The organism is Citrobacter sp. VF227, assembly GCF_052950715.1.
The window spans coordinates 409875-429708 of sequence record NZ_JBRFVF010000001.1 but is presented as its reverse complement, the minus strand read 5'-3'; the positions used below and the strand labels follow the sequence as shown (position 1 = coordinate 429708).

16 protein-coding genes and 3 pseudogenes are annotated in these 19834 nt (G+C 51.5%); 5 read left to right on the top strand and 14 right to left on the bottom strand.

All coding sequences use genetic code 11. From position 1 onward, the window contains the following. Positions 1–175 precede the first annotated feature (175 nt). Both ACU8YC_RS02180 and ACU8YC_RS02175 read right to left on the bottom strand, forming a co-directional pair. On the bottom strand, positions 176–1717 hold the full coding sequence (locus ACU8YC_RS02180) for a methyl-accepting chemotaxis protein (protein WP_446894970.1): 1542 nt from the start codon (positions 1715–1717) through the stop codon (positions 176–178). Between the two features lie 441 nt (positions 1718–2158). Beyond that, positions 2159–2290, bottom strand: a pseudogene (locus ACU8YC_RS02175) (zinc-binding dehydrogenase); the annotation flags it as partial. 60 nt (positions 2291–2350) lie between these two features. Here ACU8YC_RS02175 and ACU8YC_RS02170 point away from each other — a divergent pair. After that, positions 2351–2968: a glutathione S-transferase family protein gene (locus ACU8YC_RS02170; protein ID WP_370620192.1), complete on the top strand. Its 618-nt coding sequence runs from the start codon at positions 2351–2353 to the stop codon at positions 2966–2968. Between the two features lie 69 nt (positions 2969–3037). Here the strand turns inward: ACU8YC_RS02170 and ACU8YC_RS02165 are convergent. After that, positions 3038–3163, bottom strand: a pseudogene (locus ACU8YC_RS02165) (glucarate transporter); the annotation flags it as partial. Between the two features lie 125 nt (positions 3164–3288). On the opposite strand from ACU8YC_RS02165, the pseudogene ACU8YC_RS02160 reads away from it, so the two are divergent. Both ACU8YC_RS02160 and pptA read left to right on the top strand, forming a co-directional pair. After that, a pseudogene (locus ACU8YC_RS02160) lies at positions 3289–3393 on the top strand (GntR family transcriptional regulator); the annotation flags it as partial. A 34-nt stretch (positions 3394–3427) separates the two neighbouring features. Beyond that, positions 3428–3655: a tautomerase PptA gene (gene pptA, locus ACU8YC_RS02155; RefSeq protein WP_151219263.1), complete on the top strand. Its 228-nt coding sequence runs from the start codon at positions 3428–3430 to the stop codon at positions 3653–3655. A 28-nt stretch (positions 3656–3683) separates the two neighbouring features. Here the strand turns inward: pptA and ACU8YC_RS02150 are convergent, their stop codons facing one another. Further along, complete coding sequence (locus ACU8YC_RS02150; protein ID WP_151219262.1) at positions 3684–4256, bottom strand: flavin reductase family protein; 573 nt, start codon at positions 4254–4256, stop codon at positions 3684–3686. 157 nt (positions 4257–4413) lie between these two features. Between ACU8YC_RS02150 and nhoA the strand changes: the two genes are divergently transcribed. After that, entirely contained in the window at positions 4414–5259 is an 846-nt protein-coding gene (gene nhoA, locus ACU8YC_RS02145) for an N-hydroxyarylamine O-acetyltransferase (RefSeq protein WP_423390734.1), read from the top strand. A gap of 56 nt (positions 5260–5315) precedes the next feature. On the opposite strand, the gene ACU8YC_RS02140 is transcribed toward nhoA, so the two are convergent. The 7 genes from ACU8YC_RS02140 to ACU8YC_RS02110 all read right to left on the bottom strand — a co-directional run bounded on the left by ACU8YC_RS02140 (position 5316) and on the right by ACU8YC_RS02110 (position 15187). Then, positions 5316–6209: a PhzF family isomerase gene (locus ACU8YC_RS02140; RefSeq protein WP_423390735.1), complete on the bottom strand. Its 894-nt coding sequence runs from the start codon at positions 6207–6209 to the stop codon at positions 5316–5318. Positions 6210–6307: 98 nt separating this feature from the next. Further along, positions 6308–6988, bottom strand: a complete 681-nt coding sequence (gene narI / locus ACU8YC_RS02135) for a respiratory nitrate reductase subunit gamma (RefSeq protein ID WP_187252403.1) — start codon at positions 6986–6988, stop codon at positions 6308–6310. Continuing rightward, a complete protein-coding gene (gene narW / locus ACU8YC_RS02130) occupies positions 6985–7680 on the bottom strand; it encodes a nitrate reductase molybdenum cofactor assembly chaperone (protein ID WP_187259641.1) in 696 nt (231 codons plus the stop codon). The genes narI and narW overlap by 4 nt, the downstream gene beginning before the upstream one ends. Beyond that, the gene (gene narH / locus ACU8YC_RS02125; RefSeq protein WP_286540587.1) at positions 7680–9224 is read right to left on the bottom strand and encodes a nitrate reductase subunit beta; all 1545 of its coding nucleotides are present in this window, start codon (positions 9222–9224) and stop codon (positions 7680–7682) included. Before narH ends, narW begins: the two co-directional genes overlap by 1 nt. Continuing rightward, positions 9221–12961, bottom strand: a complete 3741-nt coding sequence (locus tag ACU8YC_RS02120; RefSeq protein WP_446894969.1) for a nitrate reductase subunit alpha — start codon at positions 12959–12961, stop codon at positions 9221–9223. The genes narH and ACU8YC_RS02120 overlap by 4 nt, the downstream gene beginning before the upstream one ends. Before the next feature lie 49 nt (positions 12962–13010). After that, positions 13011–14396: a NarK family nitrate/nitrite MFS transporter gene (locus ACU8YC_RS02115; RefSeq protein ID WP_446894968.1), complete on the bottom strand. Its 1386-nt coding sequence runs from the start codon at positions 14394–14396 to the stop codon at positions 13011–13013. Positions 14397–14608: 212 nt separating this feature from the next. Then, the gene (locus ACU8YC_RS02110; protein ID WP_151225465.1) at positions 14609–15187 is read right to left on the bottom strand and encodes a TetR family transcriptional regulator; all 579 of its coding nucleotides are present in this window, start codon (positions 15185–15187) and stop codon (positions 14609–14611) included. A 116-nt stretch (positions 15188–15303) separates the two neighbouring features. Here ACU8YC_RS02110 and ACU8YC_RS02105 point away from each other — a divergent pair, with 116 nt between their 5' ends. After that, complete coding sequence (locus ACU8YC_RS02105) at positions 15304–16791, top strand: SmvA family efflux MFS transporter (RefSeq protein WP_446894967.1); 1488 nt, start codon at positions 15304–15306, stop codon at positions 16789–16791. On the opposite strand, the gene ACU8YC_RS02100 is transcribed toward ACU8YC_RS02105, so the two are convergent. The 3 genes from ACU8YC_RS02100 to yddG form a co-directional block, all read right to left on the bottom strand. Further along, complete coding sequence (locus tag ACU8YC_RS02100) at positions 16792–17232, bottom strand: GFA family protein (RefSeq protein WP_444505652.1); 441 nt, start codon at positions 17230–17232, stop codon at positions 16792–16794. 83 nt (positions 17233–17315) lie between these two features. Then, a complete protein-coding gene (gene ompD, locus ACU8YC_RS02095) occupies positions 17316–18395 on the bottom strand; it encodes a porin OmpD (protein ID WP_446894966.1) in 1080 nt (359 codons plus the stop codon). A gap of 458 nt (positions 18396–18853) precedes the next feature. Beyond that, the gene (gene yddG / locus ACU8YC_RS02090) at positions 18854–19735 is read right to left on the bottom strand and encodes an aromatic amino acid efflux DMT transporter YddG (protein ID WP_151219251.1); all 882 of its coding nucleotides are present in this window, start codon (positions 19733–19735) and stop codon (positions 18854–18856) included. Between the last annotated feature and the right edge of the window lie 99 nt (positions 19736–19834).

Here is a 19834-nt window from a genome sequence, read left to right as displayed (position 1 = left end):
CCGAGCATCCTACATTCAATTGATCGGTTCCGCAAAGCCCCGATAACAAGAATTCAGTATTTTTGTACAGCCATAGCTGGCGCGGTGTGGCCTAGATTCAGCCAATAAAAAAGAAGGGGGTTAATACAAGGAGAGGCGCACTTATCGAGACATTTACCCGATAAGCGCGGCGTGTTTATGCCGATGCGCCAAAGACCTGAACGGCCTGCTGTAAACGTGATGAACGCTGGGTCAGATCGGCAGTCGCGTCAGTGACACGTTCCACCATCTCTGCGTTATTGTGCGTCATGGTGCCAACGCGTGAAATCGAATCATTAATCAGATCCAACGCCTGGGTTTGCTCGCGGGTGGCCAGACTAATGTCTTTGATCATCATCGACATCTGCAGTACATCGCCAATCATCCCGGTGAGATGTGTTTCCGTTTGCTCCACCATTTTGACCCCGCTATTCACGTTAGCGACGTTTTTTTCGATAAGTTGCTTGATCTCTTTTGCCGCGGACGCTGAGTGCTGCGCCAGATTTCGTACTTCTGCCGCCACGACGGCAAAACCACGGCCGGATTCCCCGGCGCGCGCCGCCTCAACTGCGGCATTGAGCGCCAGAATATTGGTCTGAAAAGCGATGCTGTCGATGACGCCAATGATGTCAACGATCTGCCCGTTGTCACGCGATATCGCCTGCATCATGGCGATAGTTTGTTTCATGATATCGCCGCCTTCTGCAGCGTTGGCGCTGGTTTTATCGGCCATAGTCATGGTATGAGCCGCCGTTTCAGCGGTTTGCTGTACTGCACTGCCAATTTCTTCAATGGCCGCAGCCGTCTGTTGCAGGTCGGCTGAGGTTTCTTCTGAGCGTTTATGCAGCGACGTACCTTCTTTTGATACCCGTTGACTGATCGCGCGAATGCCGGAGATTTGCGTACTGACGTCATCGACCAGTGAATTCAGGTTAAGTCCGGACTGATTAACCAGCCGCATCAGCATTCCGATCTCATCCACCCGATTTAAATGACAGTTATCAGGTTTTCGTCCGGATACCACTTTTTTCATTTGCGTCAGTAGCGTATTAACTGGCTGACAAATTTGATACTTAAGGTAAATAGCAAGCATAAGAAATAATATTAACAACCCACCCGCCTGAATAAATGGGTTGATAGGGGCGAACTGAAATAACAAAGTGAGCAGGGCGGCTACTCCTAAAGAATAATTGACGCGCTGGCTAATACTCAGCCATTTAAACATAGAAGCCCATGCCATTATGCCGCGACGAATGATAATGCCTTTATAAAGCCGAAAGCCTTTAAACTGCTGACTATTAATTTTTTGGTATAAGCTTTCACTATGAGTTATTTCATCACGCGAAGGAACGGTACGCACCGAAATGTAGCCAGTGAGCTTTTCATTGTGCCAGACCGGTGTAACGTTGGCGCGAACCCAGTAATGGTCGCCATTCTGCCGACGGTTTTTCACCATCCCTGTCCAGCTCTCTCCCTGCTGTAGCGTGTACCACATATCGGCGAACGCCGCGGGAGGCATATCAGGGTGGCGAATAATATTATGCGGTTCGCCCATTAATTGCTGTTCGTTAAATCCGCTGGCATCAATAAATGCGGAGTTGGCGTAAGTAATATGACTTTCTTTATCCGTCGTAGAAAGCAGCGTCGCTTTATCGTTAAGTCTGTGCTCAATTTGTGTAACGGGCGTGTTACTTTTCATAGAGACCCCATGATGGTATGTAAAATCCATACAAAAAATCCCCGCAATGAAACCAGGGGATATTAAAAGTTGTTTTAAATAAGTCTTAATAAGAAACGCTGCATTCTCTACTAATCATCAATTTTGTGAAAGTACTTAAAATAAAAATTTCCATTTAAACTATTCATTTGTTGTCATAAAAGTTAAACAATTAATACAAACATATAACGCGAAAGGCGGTTTGCCCTGACCTAAGTTAAATTAACTGCTATCTTACTGTTGAAATAAAACAAACTCAAAAGTATATTTTTTTACAGGGCGGATAACATCCCTATTATATTTTGTAGTGTACGCATACAAGATTTTTTAATCAGGAAGTGATAGGCATAGTGAAAATATCGCGCCAGAAAGAAAGCGCTGTCAGGAGCGCACCGTGAGGCACAAGGCTGCGCCGCACAGGGATTACAGGGTGACGACGATTTTACCCACCTGACCGTTGGCTTCCATGTAGCGATGCGCGTTGACAATGTCATCAAAAGCGAAGGTTTTATCAATCAGCGGTTTGAGCTGACCGGATTGCAGTCCTTCAATGATGACTGCATAGACTCACGAATGCTGCTCTACACTTAGGGTTTTAACATTGAGGGTTGCAGCATGATGAAAATCTATGGGGTGCCGGGCTGGGGATCGGCCATCAGTGAAGTTATGCTCACACTGGCGGAAATCCCTTATCATTTTATTAATGTCGACGGTTTTGACAGTGACGGCCCTCAGCGGGAGTTACTTAAAAAAATGAATCCGCTATGTCAGGTGCCCACACTGGTGCTGGAAAATGGCAATGTGATGACGGAAACGGCAGCGATCGCGCTGATGATCCTCGATCGTTGCCCTGAACTTGCGCCACCCGTTGGACACGCCGAACGCCAGCAGTTTCAGCGCCTGCTGATTTGGCTGGTGGCAAATGTCTATCCTACATTTACCTTTGCCGACTATCCCGATCGCTGGGCGCCAGATGCTCCGGCGCAGTTGAAAAAAAACTGCATTGAGTACCGGAAATCTCTCTATATGTGGCTGAACGATCAGCTAAACGCCGAGCCGTACGCGTTCGGCGAACAGCTCACGTTGCTGGACGTTTATATTGCTGTTATGCGCACCTGGGGGCCAGGGCATGACTGGTTTCAGGACAACACGCCGAATATTAGCGCCATCGCTGATGCGGTTTGCCAGCATCCGATGCTGCGAACTGTCCTGAAAAACAATAAGATTATTTGAATAAAAAAACGCTGTTCCGCAGGAGTGCAAATCCCGGAACAGCGGGCGAACTATCGCCATAAGGTTAAATTACTCGACAGCAGGGGTCAGCGTAATACGATCCAATGAACCCACGATAAACAGATAAGAAATCAGGCCAATCAGCCCCATCGAACCGACGTACTGAATGGCGTAATCAAAAGACTGAGGATTGTCACCCATCACGGTGAGCAGGGCGCTAAATAACCCGCAGTTGGCGCGCCCGAAAACCGTGGAAAAAGTGATACAGGCGGTGGCAGACTATTTGCTGAACAAAGGTTATCGCCGTCCTGGTTTGCTATGGACAACGCGCCGCCTCACTTCTGGCCGATCGTATCGAACAAATCCCGCGTGAAGACGATATTATTGATGTCGGATTTCACCTGGTTGAACGAGAGTCTGCATAAGTAACCTGCATCCCAAAACAATAAGGAACCTGTCATGCCGCACGTTGATATCAAATGTTTTCCTCGCGATCTGAACGAAGAACAGAAGGCCGCACTGGCGGCGGATATTACCGAAGTCATTATTCGTCATTTACAAAGCAAAGAGAGTTCAGTGAGCGTGGCGCTGAATGAAATTGAGCCCGAGGCGTGGCAGGGCGTGTGGGATGCCGAAATTGCGCCGCAGATGACGAGGCTGATTAAAAAACCCGGCTACAGCATGTGAAAGTAAACGGGCGATTATTGCGCCCGTATTATTCAGCCGCTGTTATGCGTTTCCCGCTGGTGACAAACGTTCCGGCGCCAAGATGATGCAGGGTATTGAGTAGGCCATCATCAAACTGCCAGCGTCCCTCAACGAAGACACGCTCATCAGCGGCAGCAGATACCACTTCGCCAAACAGGGTGTCATATTTTTCCTGTGCCGCAGTTGCAGGCAGCAGACGACACTCCATCCAGGCCAGACATTTCGCTTCTATTAACGGTAATCCCAGTACCGGACCTTTTACCACCGGAATACCATAGCAGTTAAATTTATCTTCTACGCGACCCGAAACGCTGCCTACCGCCCAGGTCCAGTTGGTGGCGGCCACGCCCGGAATAACGATGCCGAACTTGCCGCTACGCTCAATCAATTCACGCGACCAGGCGGTTTTATCGACAACAATTGCGATCCGCGGCGGTTCAAACTCCACGGGCATTGACCATGCCGCCGCCATCACATTGCGCCGCTCGGTATGCTCATCCCGGCTGGTGATTAGTATCGTAGGGCCGTGGTTAAGCAGCCGACTTGCATGTTTTAATTCGATTGAACGGAAATGGCTCATGGATGCTCCTGGTCTGAGAGATAACACGCCACAATAGATATAGATATTAACGGTATTAGCGATTTTGTCGCCTCGTCTTGAGGAACAACGCACAATTTCGACAGCGTAAAATTAAAAATGCGTTATAAGTACTGCACCAATCGAACAGGAACGCCGTATGACGCCTTTTTTAACCGCTTATTTTTCCCGCATTGGCTGGTCAGGTTCGGCCAGCGCCGACATTGAAACCTTAAAAGCACTGCATTTACTGCACAACGGTGCAATTCCATTTGAGAACCTGGATGTATTGCTGCCAAGAGAGATGCAGCTCGACGATCAGTCGCTGGAAGAGAAACTGGTGACCGCGCGTCGCGGCGGCTATTGCTTTGAGCAGAACGGAGTGTTTGAGCGCGCGTTACGCGAAATCGGTTTTAACGTACGTAGCCTTCTCGGACGAGTGGTTCTGGCTAATCCGTCAAGCTTGCCGCCGCGCACGCATCGTCTGTTGCTGGTTGAATTACAGGGAGAGCAGTGGATCGCCGACGTTGGCTTCGGCGGACAAACGCTGACGGCGCCGATTCGTCTGCAGGCCGACATTGAGCAGCAAACGCCGCACGGTGAATATCGCCTGGTTCAGGAGGGTGATGACTGGCTTCTGCAGTTCCGCCATCACGATCACTGGCAGTCAATGTACCGCTTCGATCTGGTGGTGCAACATCACAGCGATTATCTGATCGGTAACTTTTGGTCCGCGCACTGGCCACAATCACATTTTCGTCATCATCTGCTGATGTGTCGCCATCTTCCGGACGGCGGCAAGCTGACGTTGACCAATTTTCATTTTACCCATTATCAGGATGGTCGTGCGGTAGAACAGATAAATTTACCCGATGTCGCCAGTCTGTATGCCTTGCTGCAGGAACGGTTTGGACTGGGTGTGGATGATGTGAAGCATGGGTTTACCCTGGATGAGCTGGCGACCGTCATGGCGGCGTTTGATACACATCCTGAGGCGGGGAAATAGAGGATGGGAATAATGCCGGATGCGGCGTCATCGCTTCATCCGGCTTACAGATTCAATCAAAAATCGATCGCCCATTCGGCATGAAACAGGATCACTGCCGAACCGGTAATAGTCACTTTTTCCGGCAGGTTATCACGGATAGCCACCGTCACATCAACAATACCGTCGCGCCCGAGCGCGCGGCCCTGATGCCCCTGAACACGTAGCGTTTTCCCGTCATGCGCCATCACGCCATGGTGAACCAGCCACGCCCCCATTGGACCGTTGGCATTGCCGGTGACCGGATCTTCCACAATACCAATAGCAGGCGAGAACATGCGGCCATCGGTGGCGTTTTCGTCCTTGCGAATTTGAAAAGGGAAGAACCCGTTACAGCCAATTTGCTGGCTGATAGCGGTCAGGGCAGGCAAATCCGGGGAAAGGGCGTCGAGGTCCACCTCAGGCTTCAGCGCAATCATCACTTTAGAGTGTCCGGTGGTGGCTACCTGAATGGGTAATCCGGGCAGCATATCGTCTTCGCTCAGGTGCAGTGCATCGATTATCGCGGCACGTACAGCACCTTCCAGCGGAGCTTCGAATCCAGGTACGCCTTGTTCAAGGCTGATGCGATAGTCATTGTCACTTGCTTCAATATCGACCCGATGACGACCGGCGAGCGAGGTTTGCCAGACGGTGCTGTTGCCCAAACCCAGCACATTGGCGCGCACATAATGTGCTGCGACGGTAGCGTGCCCACAGATAGGAACTTCGACCGTCGGCGTGAAATAACGGATGTGAACATCGCTGTCGTCACTGGTCAGCAGGAATGCGGTTTCCGAATGACGTAGCTCGCGAGCAATGAGCTGCATCTGCGCTTCGCTCAGTCCGTCAGCATGCAACACCACTCCCGCTGAATTGCCACGAAAGGGTATCGAGGTAAAGGCATCGACGTGATAAACCTGTGGTTTCATTAGCGTTCTCCCTGGGATGGAGAAGCATCATAACGTACAAAAAGCGGGATAGCGATCCAGGCCCGGTAAGCGCAAGCTATACCGGGCATCAGAGAAAATTAGCGGCGTGAACGCACTATCTGATAACGGCGGGTAAAGTACTCAAACGGCGCACTCCATACGTGGACCAGTCGGGTGAACGGGAACAGCAGGAAAATGGTCATTCCCAGAACCAGATGCACACGGAAAATCCACGCCACGCCATCCAGATGCGCAGACGCACCGCCCTGGAAGGTCACCACCGACTGCGCCCAACCGACCAGTTTCAGCATTTCACTGCCGTCAGGATGCTGCGCTGAGAACGGGATAGTGGTTAAACCGAGAATACATTGAATCAGCAGAACGCAGAGGATCAGAATATCGGCGGTGGAGGAGGTTGCACGAATGCGCGGATTAGTCAGCCGGCGCACCAGCAAGCCAGCGCCGCCAACCAGCGTCAGCACGCCACAAAATCCGCCGGCAATCATCGCCATCTGCTGCTTTACCGCAATCGGCAGGAACCAGGCATACATCCAGTGCGGCGTTAACATGCCAAACAGGTGACCGAAGAATATCCCCAGAATACCGATATGGAATAAGTTTGACCACAACACCATACCGCGTTTGTCCAGCATCTGGCTGGAAGAGGCGCGCCATGTGTATTGCCCGTAGTCGTAGCGTAGCCAACTGCCGAGGATAAACACCGTACCGCACAGGTACGGATAGATATCGTAAAAAAAGACGTTCAGGTACTGTATCATTTCGGGCCTCCCGCGCTGACGTCGACATACTGAGGTGCCACGTCCTGGCTAAAGCGTCGTTGATAATTTTGTAACGGTGAACTGTCACAGGCGGTGGCGTTATCCTCAATAAACTTCACCTGTTCCTCTTCCCAGACTGCATCCAGCGCCTGTCGGGTATCGTCGCGAGTTTCCGTGCCAACCTGTTTAGTGACACTGTCACTTGAGAGGGGGCTTCCTGCAAGCAGCAGCAGGGCATCAAACAGTTGATACCAGGGCGTATCACGCTGCTTCAAACGCCCACCCAGTAACGCCAGAATCGGTGCGACGTTCTGCAGCCCTTCTTTAGCCTCCGCTTCCGGTAACACGCTTAAGTACTCAAGATATAAAGGCAGGTGATCCGGCAGTTCACGACAGTCGAGCTGCAGCCCGACCTTTTCGTACTGCGCCAACAGATCAACCATTGCCTGACCACGGTCACGAGACTCGGCGTGCACATGTTCAAACAGCAGCAGAGAGGTGGCCCGACCCCGGTCAAAGATTTCGCACCATTCGGCTTGTTTATCCAGTAACGGCGCATTGAGCAGCGCCTGGCTAAATTCGCTAAGCATTGGGGCATCGCAGGCCACAAGCGCCAGTGCCTCGTCTTTACACTCCCATAGCAGCTCGTCGGGGTACTCCATCAGCAGGCCGATAACCTTCAGGATTTGCATTATTCCCCCTCCGCTTTATCGCGCACTTCTGTGATGTCGATAGCGTCAATACGGCTACTGTTGAACAGGTTGAATTTAGTGTCGGAACCATGGCAGCCGTCACCAAAGGTAAAGCCGCAGCCGTTTTTCTCCGGGAAGGCATCGCGCGCCATTTCGCGGTGGCTGGTCGGGATCACGAAGCGGTCTTCATAGTTGGCAATCGCCAGATAGCGATACATTTCCTCAACCTGCTCAACGCTCAGACCCACTTCCTCAATCGCGCGAGTATCCGTAACACCTTCGACGGTTTGCGAACGCATATAGTGGCGCATCGCCATCATCCGTTTTAGCGCGCGCAGTACCGGGCCGGTATCGCCCGCGCTAAGCATGTTGGCGAGGTATTGAACCGGAATTCGCAGTGACTCAACCGCAGGCAAAATGTTGCCGTTGTGCGGCAGGCCACCGGCGTCGGCAATTGACTGAATCGGTGACAACGGCGGAACATACCAGACCATCGGCAAAGTGCGGTATTCGGGATGCAGAGGCAGCGCCAGCTTCCAGTCCATCGCCATTTTATAGACCGGTGAACGTTGGGCCGCTTCGATAACGTTGTGTGGAATCCCCTGTTTCAGCGCTTCTTCAATCACCGCCGGATCGTTCGGATTGAGGAACACATCGCACTGACGCTCGTAGAGATCGGTTTCATGCTCGGTGCTCGCAACTTCCTCGATGCGATCGGCGTCGTACAGCAATACGCCGAGATAACGGATACGCCCGACGCAGGTTTCTGAACACACCGTTGGCTGACCGGACTCAATACGTGGATAACAGAAAATGCACTTCTCTGATTTGCCACTCTTCCAGTTAAAGTAGATTTTTTTATACGGGCAACCGCTAATGCACAAACGCCAACCTCGACATTTGTCCTGGTCGATCAGCACGATGCCGTCTTCTTCACGCTTATAGATGGCACCGCTCGGGCAGGTGGCGACACAGCTTGGGTTCAGACAGTGTTCGCACAGGCGCGGTAAATACATCATGAAGGTGTTTTCGAACTGCCCGTACATCTCCTTTTGCATCTTCTCAAAGTTACGGTCACGGGCTCGTTTTGAAAACTCACCGCCGAGCAGCTCTTCCCAGTTGGGACCCCAGATAATCTTGTCCATCCGCTTGCCATCAATCAGTGAACGCGGACGCGCGGTGGGCTGATTCTTGCTCTCCGGCGCGCTATGCAGATGCTGATAATCGTAGGTAAACGGTTCGTAATAATCATCGATTTGCGGGATCACCGGGTTGGCGAAAATTTTGGTGATCACGCCCATCTTGCCGCCCAGACGCGGTCTGATCTTGCCGTTGACATCACGAACCCAGCCGCCTTGCCACTCTTCCTGATCTTCCCAGTTTTTCGGATAACCAATGCCCGGCTTGGTCTCGACGTTGTTAAACCATGCATATTCCATCCCTTCACGCCCGGTCCAGACGTTTTTACAGGTGACGGAGCAGGTGTGGCAGCCGATGCACTTATCCAGATTAAGGACCATGCCTACCTGTGAGCGTATTTTCATTTTTTCGCCTCCTGTACCTGATCGCGACCTTCATCATCCAGCCAGTTAATGTTTTTCATTTTTCTAATCATGATGAACTCATCGCGGTTAGAGCCGACCGTCCCGTAATAATTGAAGCTGTATGCCAGTTGCGCATAGCCGCCGATCATGTGCGTGGGTTTCGGGCAGACGCGGGTGACCGAGTTATGGATCCCGCCACGCATCCCGGTGACTTCCGAGCCTGGGATATTCATGATTCGCTCCTGAGCGTGATACATCATGGTCATTCCCGGCGGCACGCGTTGACTCACCACTGCACGCGCAGTGAGCGCACCGTTGGCGTTGAAGGCTTCAATCCAGTCGTTATCCTCAATGCCCAGCTCTTTGGCATCGGTCTCGCTGATCCAGACAATGGGGCCGCCGCGAGAAAGCGTCAGCATCAGCAGGTTTTCGCTGTAGGTGGAGTGGATCCCCCATTTCTGATGCGGCGTCAGGAAGTTGAGCGCTTTTTCCGGGAAGCCGTTAGGCGGAACTTCGCGCATTTCGCTGACGCTGCGGGTATCGATAGGCGGACGATATGCCACCAGACTTTCACCAAACGCTCGCATCCACGCATGATCCTGATACAACTGCTGACGACCGGACAGGGTACGCCATGGGATCAGTTCGTGGACGTTGGTATAGCCTGCGTTATAGGAGACATGTTCGCTTTCCAGACCGGACCAGGTAGGACTGGAGATAATTTTGCGCGGCTGGGCCTGGATATCGCGAAAACGAATTTTCTCGTCTTCTTTGTTCAAGGCCAGATGCGTATGGTCGCGACCAGTCATCGCGCCCAGCGCTTCCCAGGCTTTTACCGCCACCTGACCGTTGGTTTCCGGTGCCAGGGCGAGGATTACTTCAGAAGCATCCAGTGCGGTGTCAATCAACGGTCGGCCTTTTGCCGGGCCTTCGCGTTTGGTGTAGTTCAGCTTGCCGAGGAAATCGACCTCCGTCTGAGTATTCCACGCAATGCCTTTCCCGCCGTTGCCGAGCTTATCCATGAGTGGGCCGAGCGAAGTAAAACGTTCGTAGGTGGCGGGGTAGTCACGCTCCACAACGGCAATATTGGGCGCTGTTTTCCCCGGCAGGAGATCGCATTCGCCTTTACGCCAGTCCAGAATGTCAAACGGCTGCGCCAGTTCTGCCGGGGAGTCGTGTTGCAGTGGTTGCAATACAACATCCGTTTCTTGCCCAAGGTGCCCGACACAAACCTCGGAGAAGATTTTGGCGATGCCTTTATAAATTTCCCAGTCGCTCTTCGATTCCCACGCCGGGTCGACTGCCGCTGACAAGGGATGAATAAACGGATGCATATCCGAGGTGTTCATATCGTCTTTTTCATACCAGGTGGCGGTTGGTAAAACGATATCGGAGAACAGGCAGGTACTCGACATACGGAAATCGAGCGTTACCAGCAGATCGAGCTTGCCCTCAATCGCTGCGGACTGCCATTCAACTTCTTCAGGTTTAATACCGTCGCTTGAACCGAGCGCCTCTCCCTGGATCCCGCTTTCGGTACCCAGCAGATATTTGAGCATGTATTCATGCCCTTTACCGGAAGAGCCGAGCAGGTTAGAGCGCCAGACGAAGAGGTTGCGTGGATGGTTCTTGCCGCTATCCGGCTGTTCGCAGGCAAAACGAATATCACCCGATTTCAGCGCCTGCGCGGTATATTCCACCGGAGACATTCCCGCTTGATCTGCCTTTGCCTTAACGGTCAGTGGGTTGAGGTTTAGCTGCGGGGCGGACGGCAGCCAGCCCATCCTTTCTGCGCGCACGTTAAAATCAATTAAATGCCCACTAAACTTCGATGCATCGGCCAGCGGAGAGAGGAGTTCCTGAGCGGTGAGTTTTTCATAGCGCCACTGACTGGAGTGGTTGTAGAAAAACGAAGTGCTGTTCATCTGACGCGGAGGACGGTTCCAGTCCAGCGCAAAGGCCAGCGGTAACCAACCGGTTTGCGGCCGCAGCTTCTCCTGACCCACATAGTGTGCCCAGCCGCCGCCGCTTTGCCCCACGCAACCACAGAACACGAGGATGTTAATCATCCCACGATAGTTCATGTCCATGTGATACCAGTGGTTAACGCCCGCCCCGAGGATGATCATCGAGCGGCCATGTGTTTTGTGCGCGGTATCAGCAAACTCGCGGGCGATTTGCTCGATATGACGGCGTGGCACGCCGGTAATTTGCTCGCCCCAGGCAGGGGTGTAGGCTTTCACTTCGCTGTAATCTTGCGCGCTATGAACATCATCCAGACCACGGTCGAGGCCGTAATTCGCCAGTACCAGATCATAGACGCTCACCACCGGGCAACGGCTGCCATCGGCGAGGGTAAGATGTTTTACCGGCAGTTGGCGAATCAGCACCGGCTCCTGTTTCACGCTGCGAAAATGTGGGTTTTCGTTGCCGCCGAAATAGGGGAACGCCACGCCGGTTACGTCATCATGCTGACCAAGCAGCGAGAGGGAAAGCTCTGTTTCAGTCCCTGCCGCCAGCGATTCGAGATTCCATTTGCCTTTCTCGCCCCAGCGAAAACCGATGGATCCGTTCGGGACAACCAGTTCGCCTTCGCGGTTGAAAGCCACCGTTTTCCACTCTGGATTGTTGTTTTCGCCCAGACCATCGACAAGGTCTGAGGCGCGCATCATGCGTCCAGGCACGTAGGTGCCATCTTCGCGGGCATCCAGCAGCACCAGCATCGGCATGTCGGTATAGCGGCGACAGTAATTGAGGAAGTAATCGCTGGGATTGTCGAGGTGGAACTCTTTCAGGATGACGTGGCCCATTGCCATCGCCAGCGCGCTGTCCGTCCCTTGTTTGGGTGCCAGCCACTGGTCGCAGAGTTTGGCGACCTCCGAGTAATCCGGCGTAATGGCAATCGTCTTGGTACCTTTGTAACGTACTTCAGTAAAAAAGTGCGCGTCCGGGGTTCGGGTCTGTGGCACGTTAGAACCCCAGGCAATGATATAACTGGAGTTATACCAGTCGGCAGATTCCGGTACATCGGTCTGCTCGCCCCAGGTCATTGGTGATGCAGGCGGTAAGTCGCAGTACCAGTCATAGAAGCTCAGACAAGTTCCGCCCAGTAGCGAGAGATAGCGTGTACCTGCGGCATAAGAGACCATTGACATTGCGGGGATGGGGGAGAATCCGGCCACGCGATCCGGACCGTAGGTTTTTACCGTCCAGACGTTGGCGGCGGCAATCAACTGATTAAGCTCTTTCCAGTTGGAACGGATAAACCCGCCGCGCCCGCGCACCTGCTTGTAACTCAGGCATTTTTGCGGGTCGTTCATAATGGATTCCCAGGCCAGCACCGGATCGGGCTGGCGGGACAGGGCGTCGCGCCACAATTCGATTAGACGTTTACGCACCAGCGGATATTTCAGGCGGTTGGCGCTGTACAGATACCAGGAATAACTTGCGCCGCGTGGGCAGCCACGGGGCTCATGATTTGGCAGGTCAGGTCGGGTACGAGGATAGTCGGTTTGCTGAGTTTCCCAGGTTACCAGCCCGTTTTTGACGTAGATTTTCCAGCTGCATGAGCCGGTACAGTTAACGCCGTGGGTAGAACGCACAATTTTATCGAACTGCCAGCGCTGACGATAGCTGTCTTCCCAGTCCCGGTTGGTGTGCATCACTTGCCCGTGCCCCTCGGCAAATGTCTCACCCTTTTGTTTAAAGTAGCGAAAGCGATCTAACAGTTTACTCATGACATAACTCCTGCTTCGAATAACGTTGCCCGCACTGGCTAAAAGATGACTATTTTTTTTGTGATTTACGGCCGTATACCATCCAGGTCACCAGCACGCAGACGATGTAGAACACAAGGAATATTTTCATGGCGCCGACCGGAGAGCCGGTCAGCGCCAGCGATGAACCGAACGCTTTCGGAATAAAGAAGCCCCCGACCGCGCCAATAGCAGAGATAAACCCCAGAGCGGCTGCGGTATCGGTTACCGCTTCACGCTGAGCCTGTTCTTCAGTACCACCGTGCAGCTTCACCCGGTAAATGGTGATTTTGCGAAAGATCACCGCAATCATCTGGAAGGTCGAACCGCTACCCAAACCTGCGGTCAGGAACAAGCCCATAAACACCAGGTAGAAGGCGACAAAGTTTCCTTCGCCAGACCCTGGCAGGGTAAGAAACAGCAGGGCACTAAACAGCGCCATAAAGATGAAGTTAATTAATGTGACGCGTACACCGCCGAACTTGTCAGAGATCACGCCGCCCGCCGAACGCGCAAGCGCGCCAATGAATGGGCCGAAGAACGCCAGTTGCAGAATATTCACGTCCGGGAACTGGGTTTTCGCCAGCATGGCAAAGCCTGCCGAGAAACCGATAAATGAACCAAAGGTGGCAAGATACAGCAGGCTTAATAGCCACAGATGAAAACGCTTCAGGACCGGTAACTGGGAAGCAATGGAGGCCTTCGAACTGGCAATGTCGTTCATTCCCGTGCTTGCCGCCACGGTGGCTATCAGCAATAACGGAACCCAAATCCATGCGGCATTGGCCAGCGACAGTAACGAGCCGTCGGCTTGCGGGACGCCCTGTACGCCCAAAAAGGTAAAGATGGGCAGAAAGATCACCAACGGTGCGATCAACTGCATCACGCTGACGCCAAGGTTGCCGAGACCGCCGTTAACACCTAACGCGCTACCTTGTTTCGCTTTTGGGAAGAAAAAGCTGATATTGCCCATGCTGGAGGCAAAGTTAGCACCAGCAAAACCACACATCAGCGCAATAATAATAAATACGCCAAACGGAGTAGCGGTGTTTTGCACGGCAAATCCGAGCCAGACGCAGGGAACGACCAGAATAATGGTGCTAAAAATGGTCCAGCGACGCCCCCCAAATATAGGTACCATAAAGGAGTAGGGAACACGTAATATCGCGCCAGAAAGAGAAGGCAATGCGGTTAATAAAAACAGTTGGTCGGTGGTAAAATTAAAACCAATTTTATTCAGATTGACGGCCACGGCGCTGAACAACATCCAGACGCAGAACGCCAGCAACAGGCAACTCACTGATATCCAGAGATTTCTTCGGGCAATATGCTTACCTTTATTTTCCCAAAAGGCGGGGTTCTCCGGTTTCCAGTCAGTTAAAAGATAACGATTATTTTTCTCATTTGATGCTGACATATTATTCTCCATGCACATGCCGTTCATGAAAAAGAAATAAACGCATACAGCGCCGCGCGGGTTCTTTTTAGAAACTATTGAAAAGTTTTGGGAATATTGACTGAAAGAATAGATAAAAAAGCGCAATAACGCGGCGTGATGGGGGGATTACACGTTGCTTAAGTGTTACCAATTGTAAATATAAAAGATGTATTATTAATTCATCTATAACATCAATTAACTAACTCTAACGTAATCATACGATCCAAATGGCGCTCGAACGCAGGATCGGCCATTTCTTCAATGCCTAATACATAGATGCCATCCAGACCGCAGACCAACGCAATCAAACGCCAGGCCACATCGGTAGCATCCGGGTCTGGAGAAAACTCACCTGCTTTCTGTCCCTGAGCAATGATAGCGGCGGTTTCTTCGTGCCACATCCGCATGGTCAGCAGGTAAGCACTTTTGATTTCCGGATCTTTATCCGCCAGAACCTGTGCTTCACGCCACAGTTTAATATAGGGTTCAAACCCGCCGTCTTCGCTGCCCAGCATGGCGTGAAGCCGTTCACGGAAGCTGGCGTTTGCGCTGACCAGTTCGGCATCCAGAAGGGTACGGATCAGTTGCACAAAAGCGAGGGATTTTAACTCACCGGCAGACGTAAAGTGATGGTGTACCTGGCCGGTGGACACCTGAGCTTCCGTGGCAATACGCCGCACCGTCATGGCGGTAAATCCTTCCTCAAGCGCGACGCGCATTGCCGCCTGCAGAATCACTTCCCGACGTTCATCCCGATTCAGATAGCTCATCGTTCCTCCCATACCCGTTTAGCACGCAGTGTAACAAAAAGTTGGACATATGTTCAATTTTCCGTAGGATCGCTGAAGTTGGACATGCGTCCAGTTTTAGTTTCGAAGGGAATTTTATGTTTCGTCAGTGGTTAACGTTAGTGATTATTGTGCTGGTCTACATCCCTGTTGCGATTGATGCAACGGTGCTGCATGTTGCCGCGCCCACGCTGAGTATGACGCTGGGTGCCAGTGGTAACGAGCTGCTGTGGATCATTGATATTTATTCTCTGGTAATGGCCGGTATGGTGTTGCCCATGGGGGCGCTGGGCGATCGCATTGGCTTTAAACGCTTGCTGCTGTTAGGTGGAGGCTTGTTTGGTCTGGCATCGCTGGCCGCCGCCTTTGCCCACAGCGCCAGTTGGTTGATTGCCACCCGGGCCGTATTGGCGATTGGTGCGGCGATGATTGTGCCAGCAACGCTTGCGGGTATCCGCGCAACCTTTGCCGAGCAACGTCATCGTAATATGGCGCTGGGCGTGTGGGCAGCCGTGGGTTCCGGTGGTGCCGCATTTGGACCGTTAGTGGGCGGCATGCTGCTGGAGAACTTCTATTGGGGTTCCGTGTTCTTAATCAATGTGCCCATTGTCCTGGTGGTTATGGCATTAACCGCGCGTTATGTGCCGCGCCAGGCCGGACGACGCGATCAATCGTTAAACTTCGGTCATGCGATAATGCTGATTGTCGCCATTCTGCTGCTGGTTTACAGCGCGAAAACGGCGTTGAAAGGGCATACAGCGATCGTGGTCATCGTACTGACATTGATAATTGGTGCGTTATTATTGGGGCAGTTCGTGCGTATCCAGCTTGCGGCCGCGCGCCCGATGATTGATATGCGGCTGTTCACGCATCGTATTATTTTAAGCGGCGTAGTTATGGCGATGACGGCGATGATTACTCTGGTTGGTTTTGAGTTGCTGATGGCTCAGGAGCTGCAGTTTGTACATGGTTTAACGCCGTATCAGGCGGGGTTATTTATGCTACCGGTGATGCTGGCCAGCGGCTTCAGCGGACCGATCGCTGGTATGCTGGTATCATGTCTGGGATTACGTTGCGTGGCAACGGCGGGTATGGCGCTGAGCGCCGTCAGTTTTTACGGTCTGGCAATGACGGACTTTAGTACCCAGCAGATTCAGGCCTGGATATTGATGGCTTTGCTCGGTTTTAGCGCCGCCAGCGCGCTCCTGGCCTCAACGGCGGCTATCATGGCGGCAGCGCCGGCAGAAAAAGCTGCTGCCGCAGGCGCCATCGAAACAATGGCTTATGAACTGGGGGCCGGGCTTGGGATTGCTATCTTTGGTTTGTTGTTGAGCCGTAGCTTTTCAGCCTCGATTCTGCCGCCTGCGGGACTTAATCCGCAGGAAATAGAGCGAGCCTCATCGTCAATGGGTGAGGCGGTACAACTGGCGCATTCGCTTCCGGCGTCCCTGAGTGAGGCGTTGTTGTCAGCAGCCAGAGAAGCCTTTACCTGGTCGCACAGTGTGGCCTTAAGCAGTGCCGGCAGCATGCTTATCGTTTTGGCGGTAGGAATGTGGTTCAGTCTGGCAAAGGTACAGCGTCATTAACTAATGGGCTAAATGACAGGGGTAATCCATCTCTTCGACTTCTTTTCCACTCAGTCGAGCGTATTGCCCCGTCAGTCTCCAGAACGCAGGTTGTGTTTCCGTATAGATCTCTGCCGCTAAAACCAGGCGGCGGCGATCCACCTCATTCAGTTCCAGCAATGTCCACGGCACAAAATAACGATCGCTGCCCGTTAGGGTAAACCACAGGGGACATCCGCAACCGGAGCAGAAGAAACGTTCCCCACGATTTGAAGAAGGAAAGTGTGAGGGTTCGGCTGAATCTGGCGACATCTGCGGGTGAGTGCTGGATTCCAGATACATAGCAATGCCTCCAGACCACTTTTGACATAGCGTACAGTGGCAGGCATAGACATCCAGCATTTCGACGTCGACGGTAAAATGACTCTGTCCGCAAAGACAACGACCAGTGAATGTCTGCACGGCATACTCCTTATGACCGAGTCTACATCAAGAGAAAAAGCCAGCCCCTGAAGGACTGGCTTTGTATTCAGGCTACAACAAAATTAGAACTGGTAGTTCAGACCAACAGCTACGATGTTGTCGGTGCTTACACCGGCAGCGCGGGTGAAGTTGTTGTCATCCAGCAGGTTGATTTTGTAATCAACGAAGGTGGACATGTTTTTGTTGAAGTAGTAGGTAGCACCCAGGTCTACGTATTCAACCAGATCCTGGTCGCCGTATACTGCAATGTCTTTACCTTTAGATTTCAGGTAAGCAACGGACGGACGCAGACCGAAGTCGAACTGGTACTGAGCAACAGCTTCAAAGTTCTGAGTTTTTTCAGCGATACCGTTTACAGAACCATAGGTGGTCATGTTGCGGGTTTCGGAGTAGGTGGTTGCCAGATAGATGTTGTTCGCATCATATTTCAGACCAGCAGCCCAAACTTCAGCGTTTTTACCGTCAGCTTTGAATGCGCTGCCAGCACGGGTCTGGGAATCGGTACGGTCAGATTTCGCATAGGTAGCACCTACGCCGAAGCCTTCATACTCATAAGTGGTAGACAGACCGAAGCCGTCACTGTTAGCTTCTTTGACATTAGAACGGTCGTTTTTGCCCTGGTACTGAGCAGCAAAGTTCAGACCTTCAACCAGACCGAAGAAGTCGGTGTTACGGTAGGTTGCAACGCCGGTAGTACGGCCAGTCATGAATACGTCAGTCTGGGTCCAGGTATCGCCACCGAACTCTGGCAGAACGTCGGTCCATGCGCCGATGTCGTACGCTACGCCGTAGTTACGACCGTAGTCGAAAGAACCGTATTCAGCGAATTTCAGACCAGCGAATGCCAGACGAGTTTTGTCGCTGTTGGAACCACCGGTGGATTCAGTACGGTTGCCTTTGAATTCATATTCCCACTGACCAAAACCAACCAGTTGGTCATTGATCTGAGTTTCGCCTTTGAAACCCATACGTGCATAAGTTTTGTCGCCATCACTGCCGGTGTCATCAGAGAAGTAGTGCTGAGCGTGAACTTTACCGTACAGGTCCAGTTTGTTACCGTCTTTGTTATATACCTCAGCTGCGTTTACTGCACCTGCTGCCAACAGGCTAGTCACTGCCACTGCAACTAATTTAAGTTTCATTCTAAATAATCCTTATAATTATTTCTTGGTGTGTTTCCTAAACCATTGCTAAACGAGGGGTTCGTCAATGGCAAACTATTTTTAAATGACGCAGTGGTATAAGTTCAATAATAAGTTTCATAATATTGCGAAATATTTGAAGTTGTGTGATCCAGATCTACATAATATAACTGATTGCATTAATCTTTATATGTGACAGATCTGAATGGGTATATTTACATAGGGGACTATTGGCAGCCCTATGATTTAAATGGTGTTAGTTTCGCAGGTGTAATATATACATGTGAAGGGATATGGATAACCGCATAATATTTTCAGGCGTTAATTGATTACCATATATTTAACATTTAATTAAACAAATATAAACATAAAGAGCAGACAGAATGAACAATTATTATTCATCAATTTGTCTAAAGTATAGCCGGGTTTTATTTATTTGTGATAAAACCCGTATTTTTTCAGGCGCGCCGCGTTGCCAGCCAGCAAAGCAGCGAGCCAGCGCAGACCATCAGCGCACCTTGCCAGAAGGAAAGGGACAGCGGAGCACTGAGCAATACAGCAGCCAATGCGGAGGAAAGCACCGGGGTAAAATAAGACCCAACAGCCATGATGGTCACGTTACCGTGCAATATACCGATATTCCACGCAGCATAGGCAAATCCTAACGTTAATGCAGCGGTGAACATTTTAATCGTCACCGACGTGCTGAAAACCATTTCCGGCTGAGGAGTAATAAAATAGTAAACCCACAAACTTGCAGCCGTCAGTAAAACGAAGACGGTGATGCCATTAAAACCTTTTGCATATTTATTGGTCACCGTGCAATACGTTGCCCAGATAAAAGCTCCGAGAAAGGCGAGGAAATAGCTAAGCGGGCTGGTAGCGACATTGCTGATAATTTCACCAGGATTGAGACCATTTTCACCCCCCAATACCCAACAGACCCCGGTCAATGCGATGATTAATCCGGGAACCACCAACCAGGTTGTTTTCTGGCCATTAAATAAAATGGCAAATAATATCGTCAGGCTTGGCCAGAGATAGTTGACCATGCCGACCTCAATGGCCTGATGACGAGTTGCGGCATAACCCAGGGCCAGCGCTAAACATATTTCATAGCTCACAAAAAGCACACTACCGGCGATCAAATAACGTACAGGGATTTTTCTGATATCAGGAAAGCCAACAGTAAATATCAGCAACAAGCCGCTTAATGAAAAAATCATTGCCGCGCCACCCGCTGGCCCCAGTCCTTCACTTACTCCACGAATGAGACCCACCATGGTGCTCCAGAGCACAATGGCAATCAGCCCAATCAACGTTGCTTTTTGTTTTGTCATGCTATTTGTCTGTCCATGATACTGGCAAAAATTAAGCTGAAATTTATAGCACTTTTGCACCATAGCACGCTAATTAATTACCTTTTACCTACTCCCTTA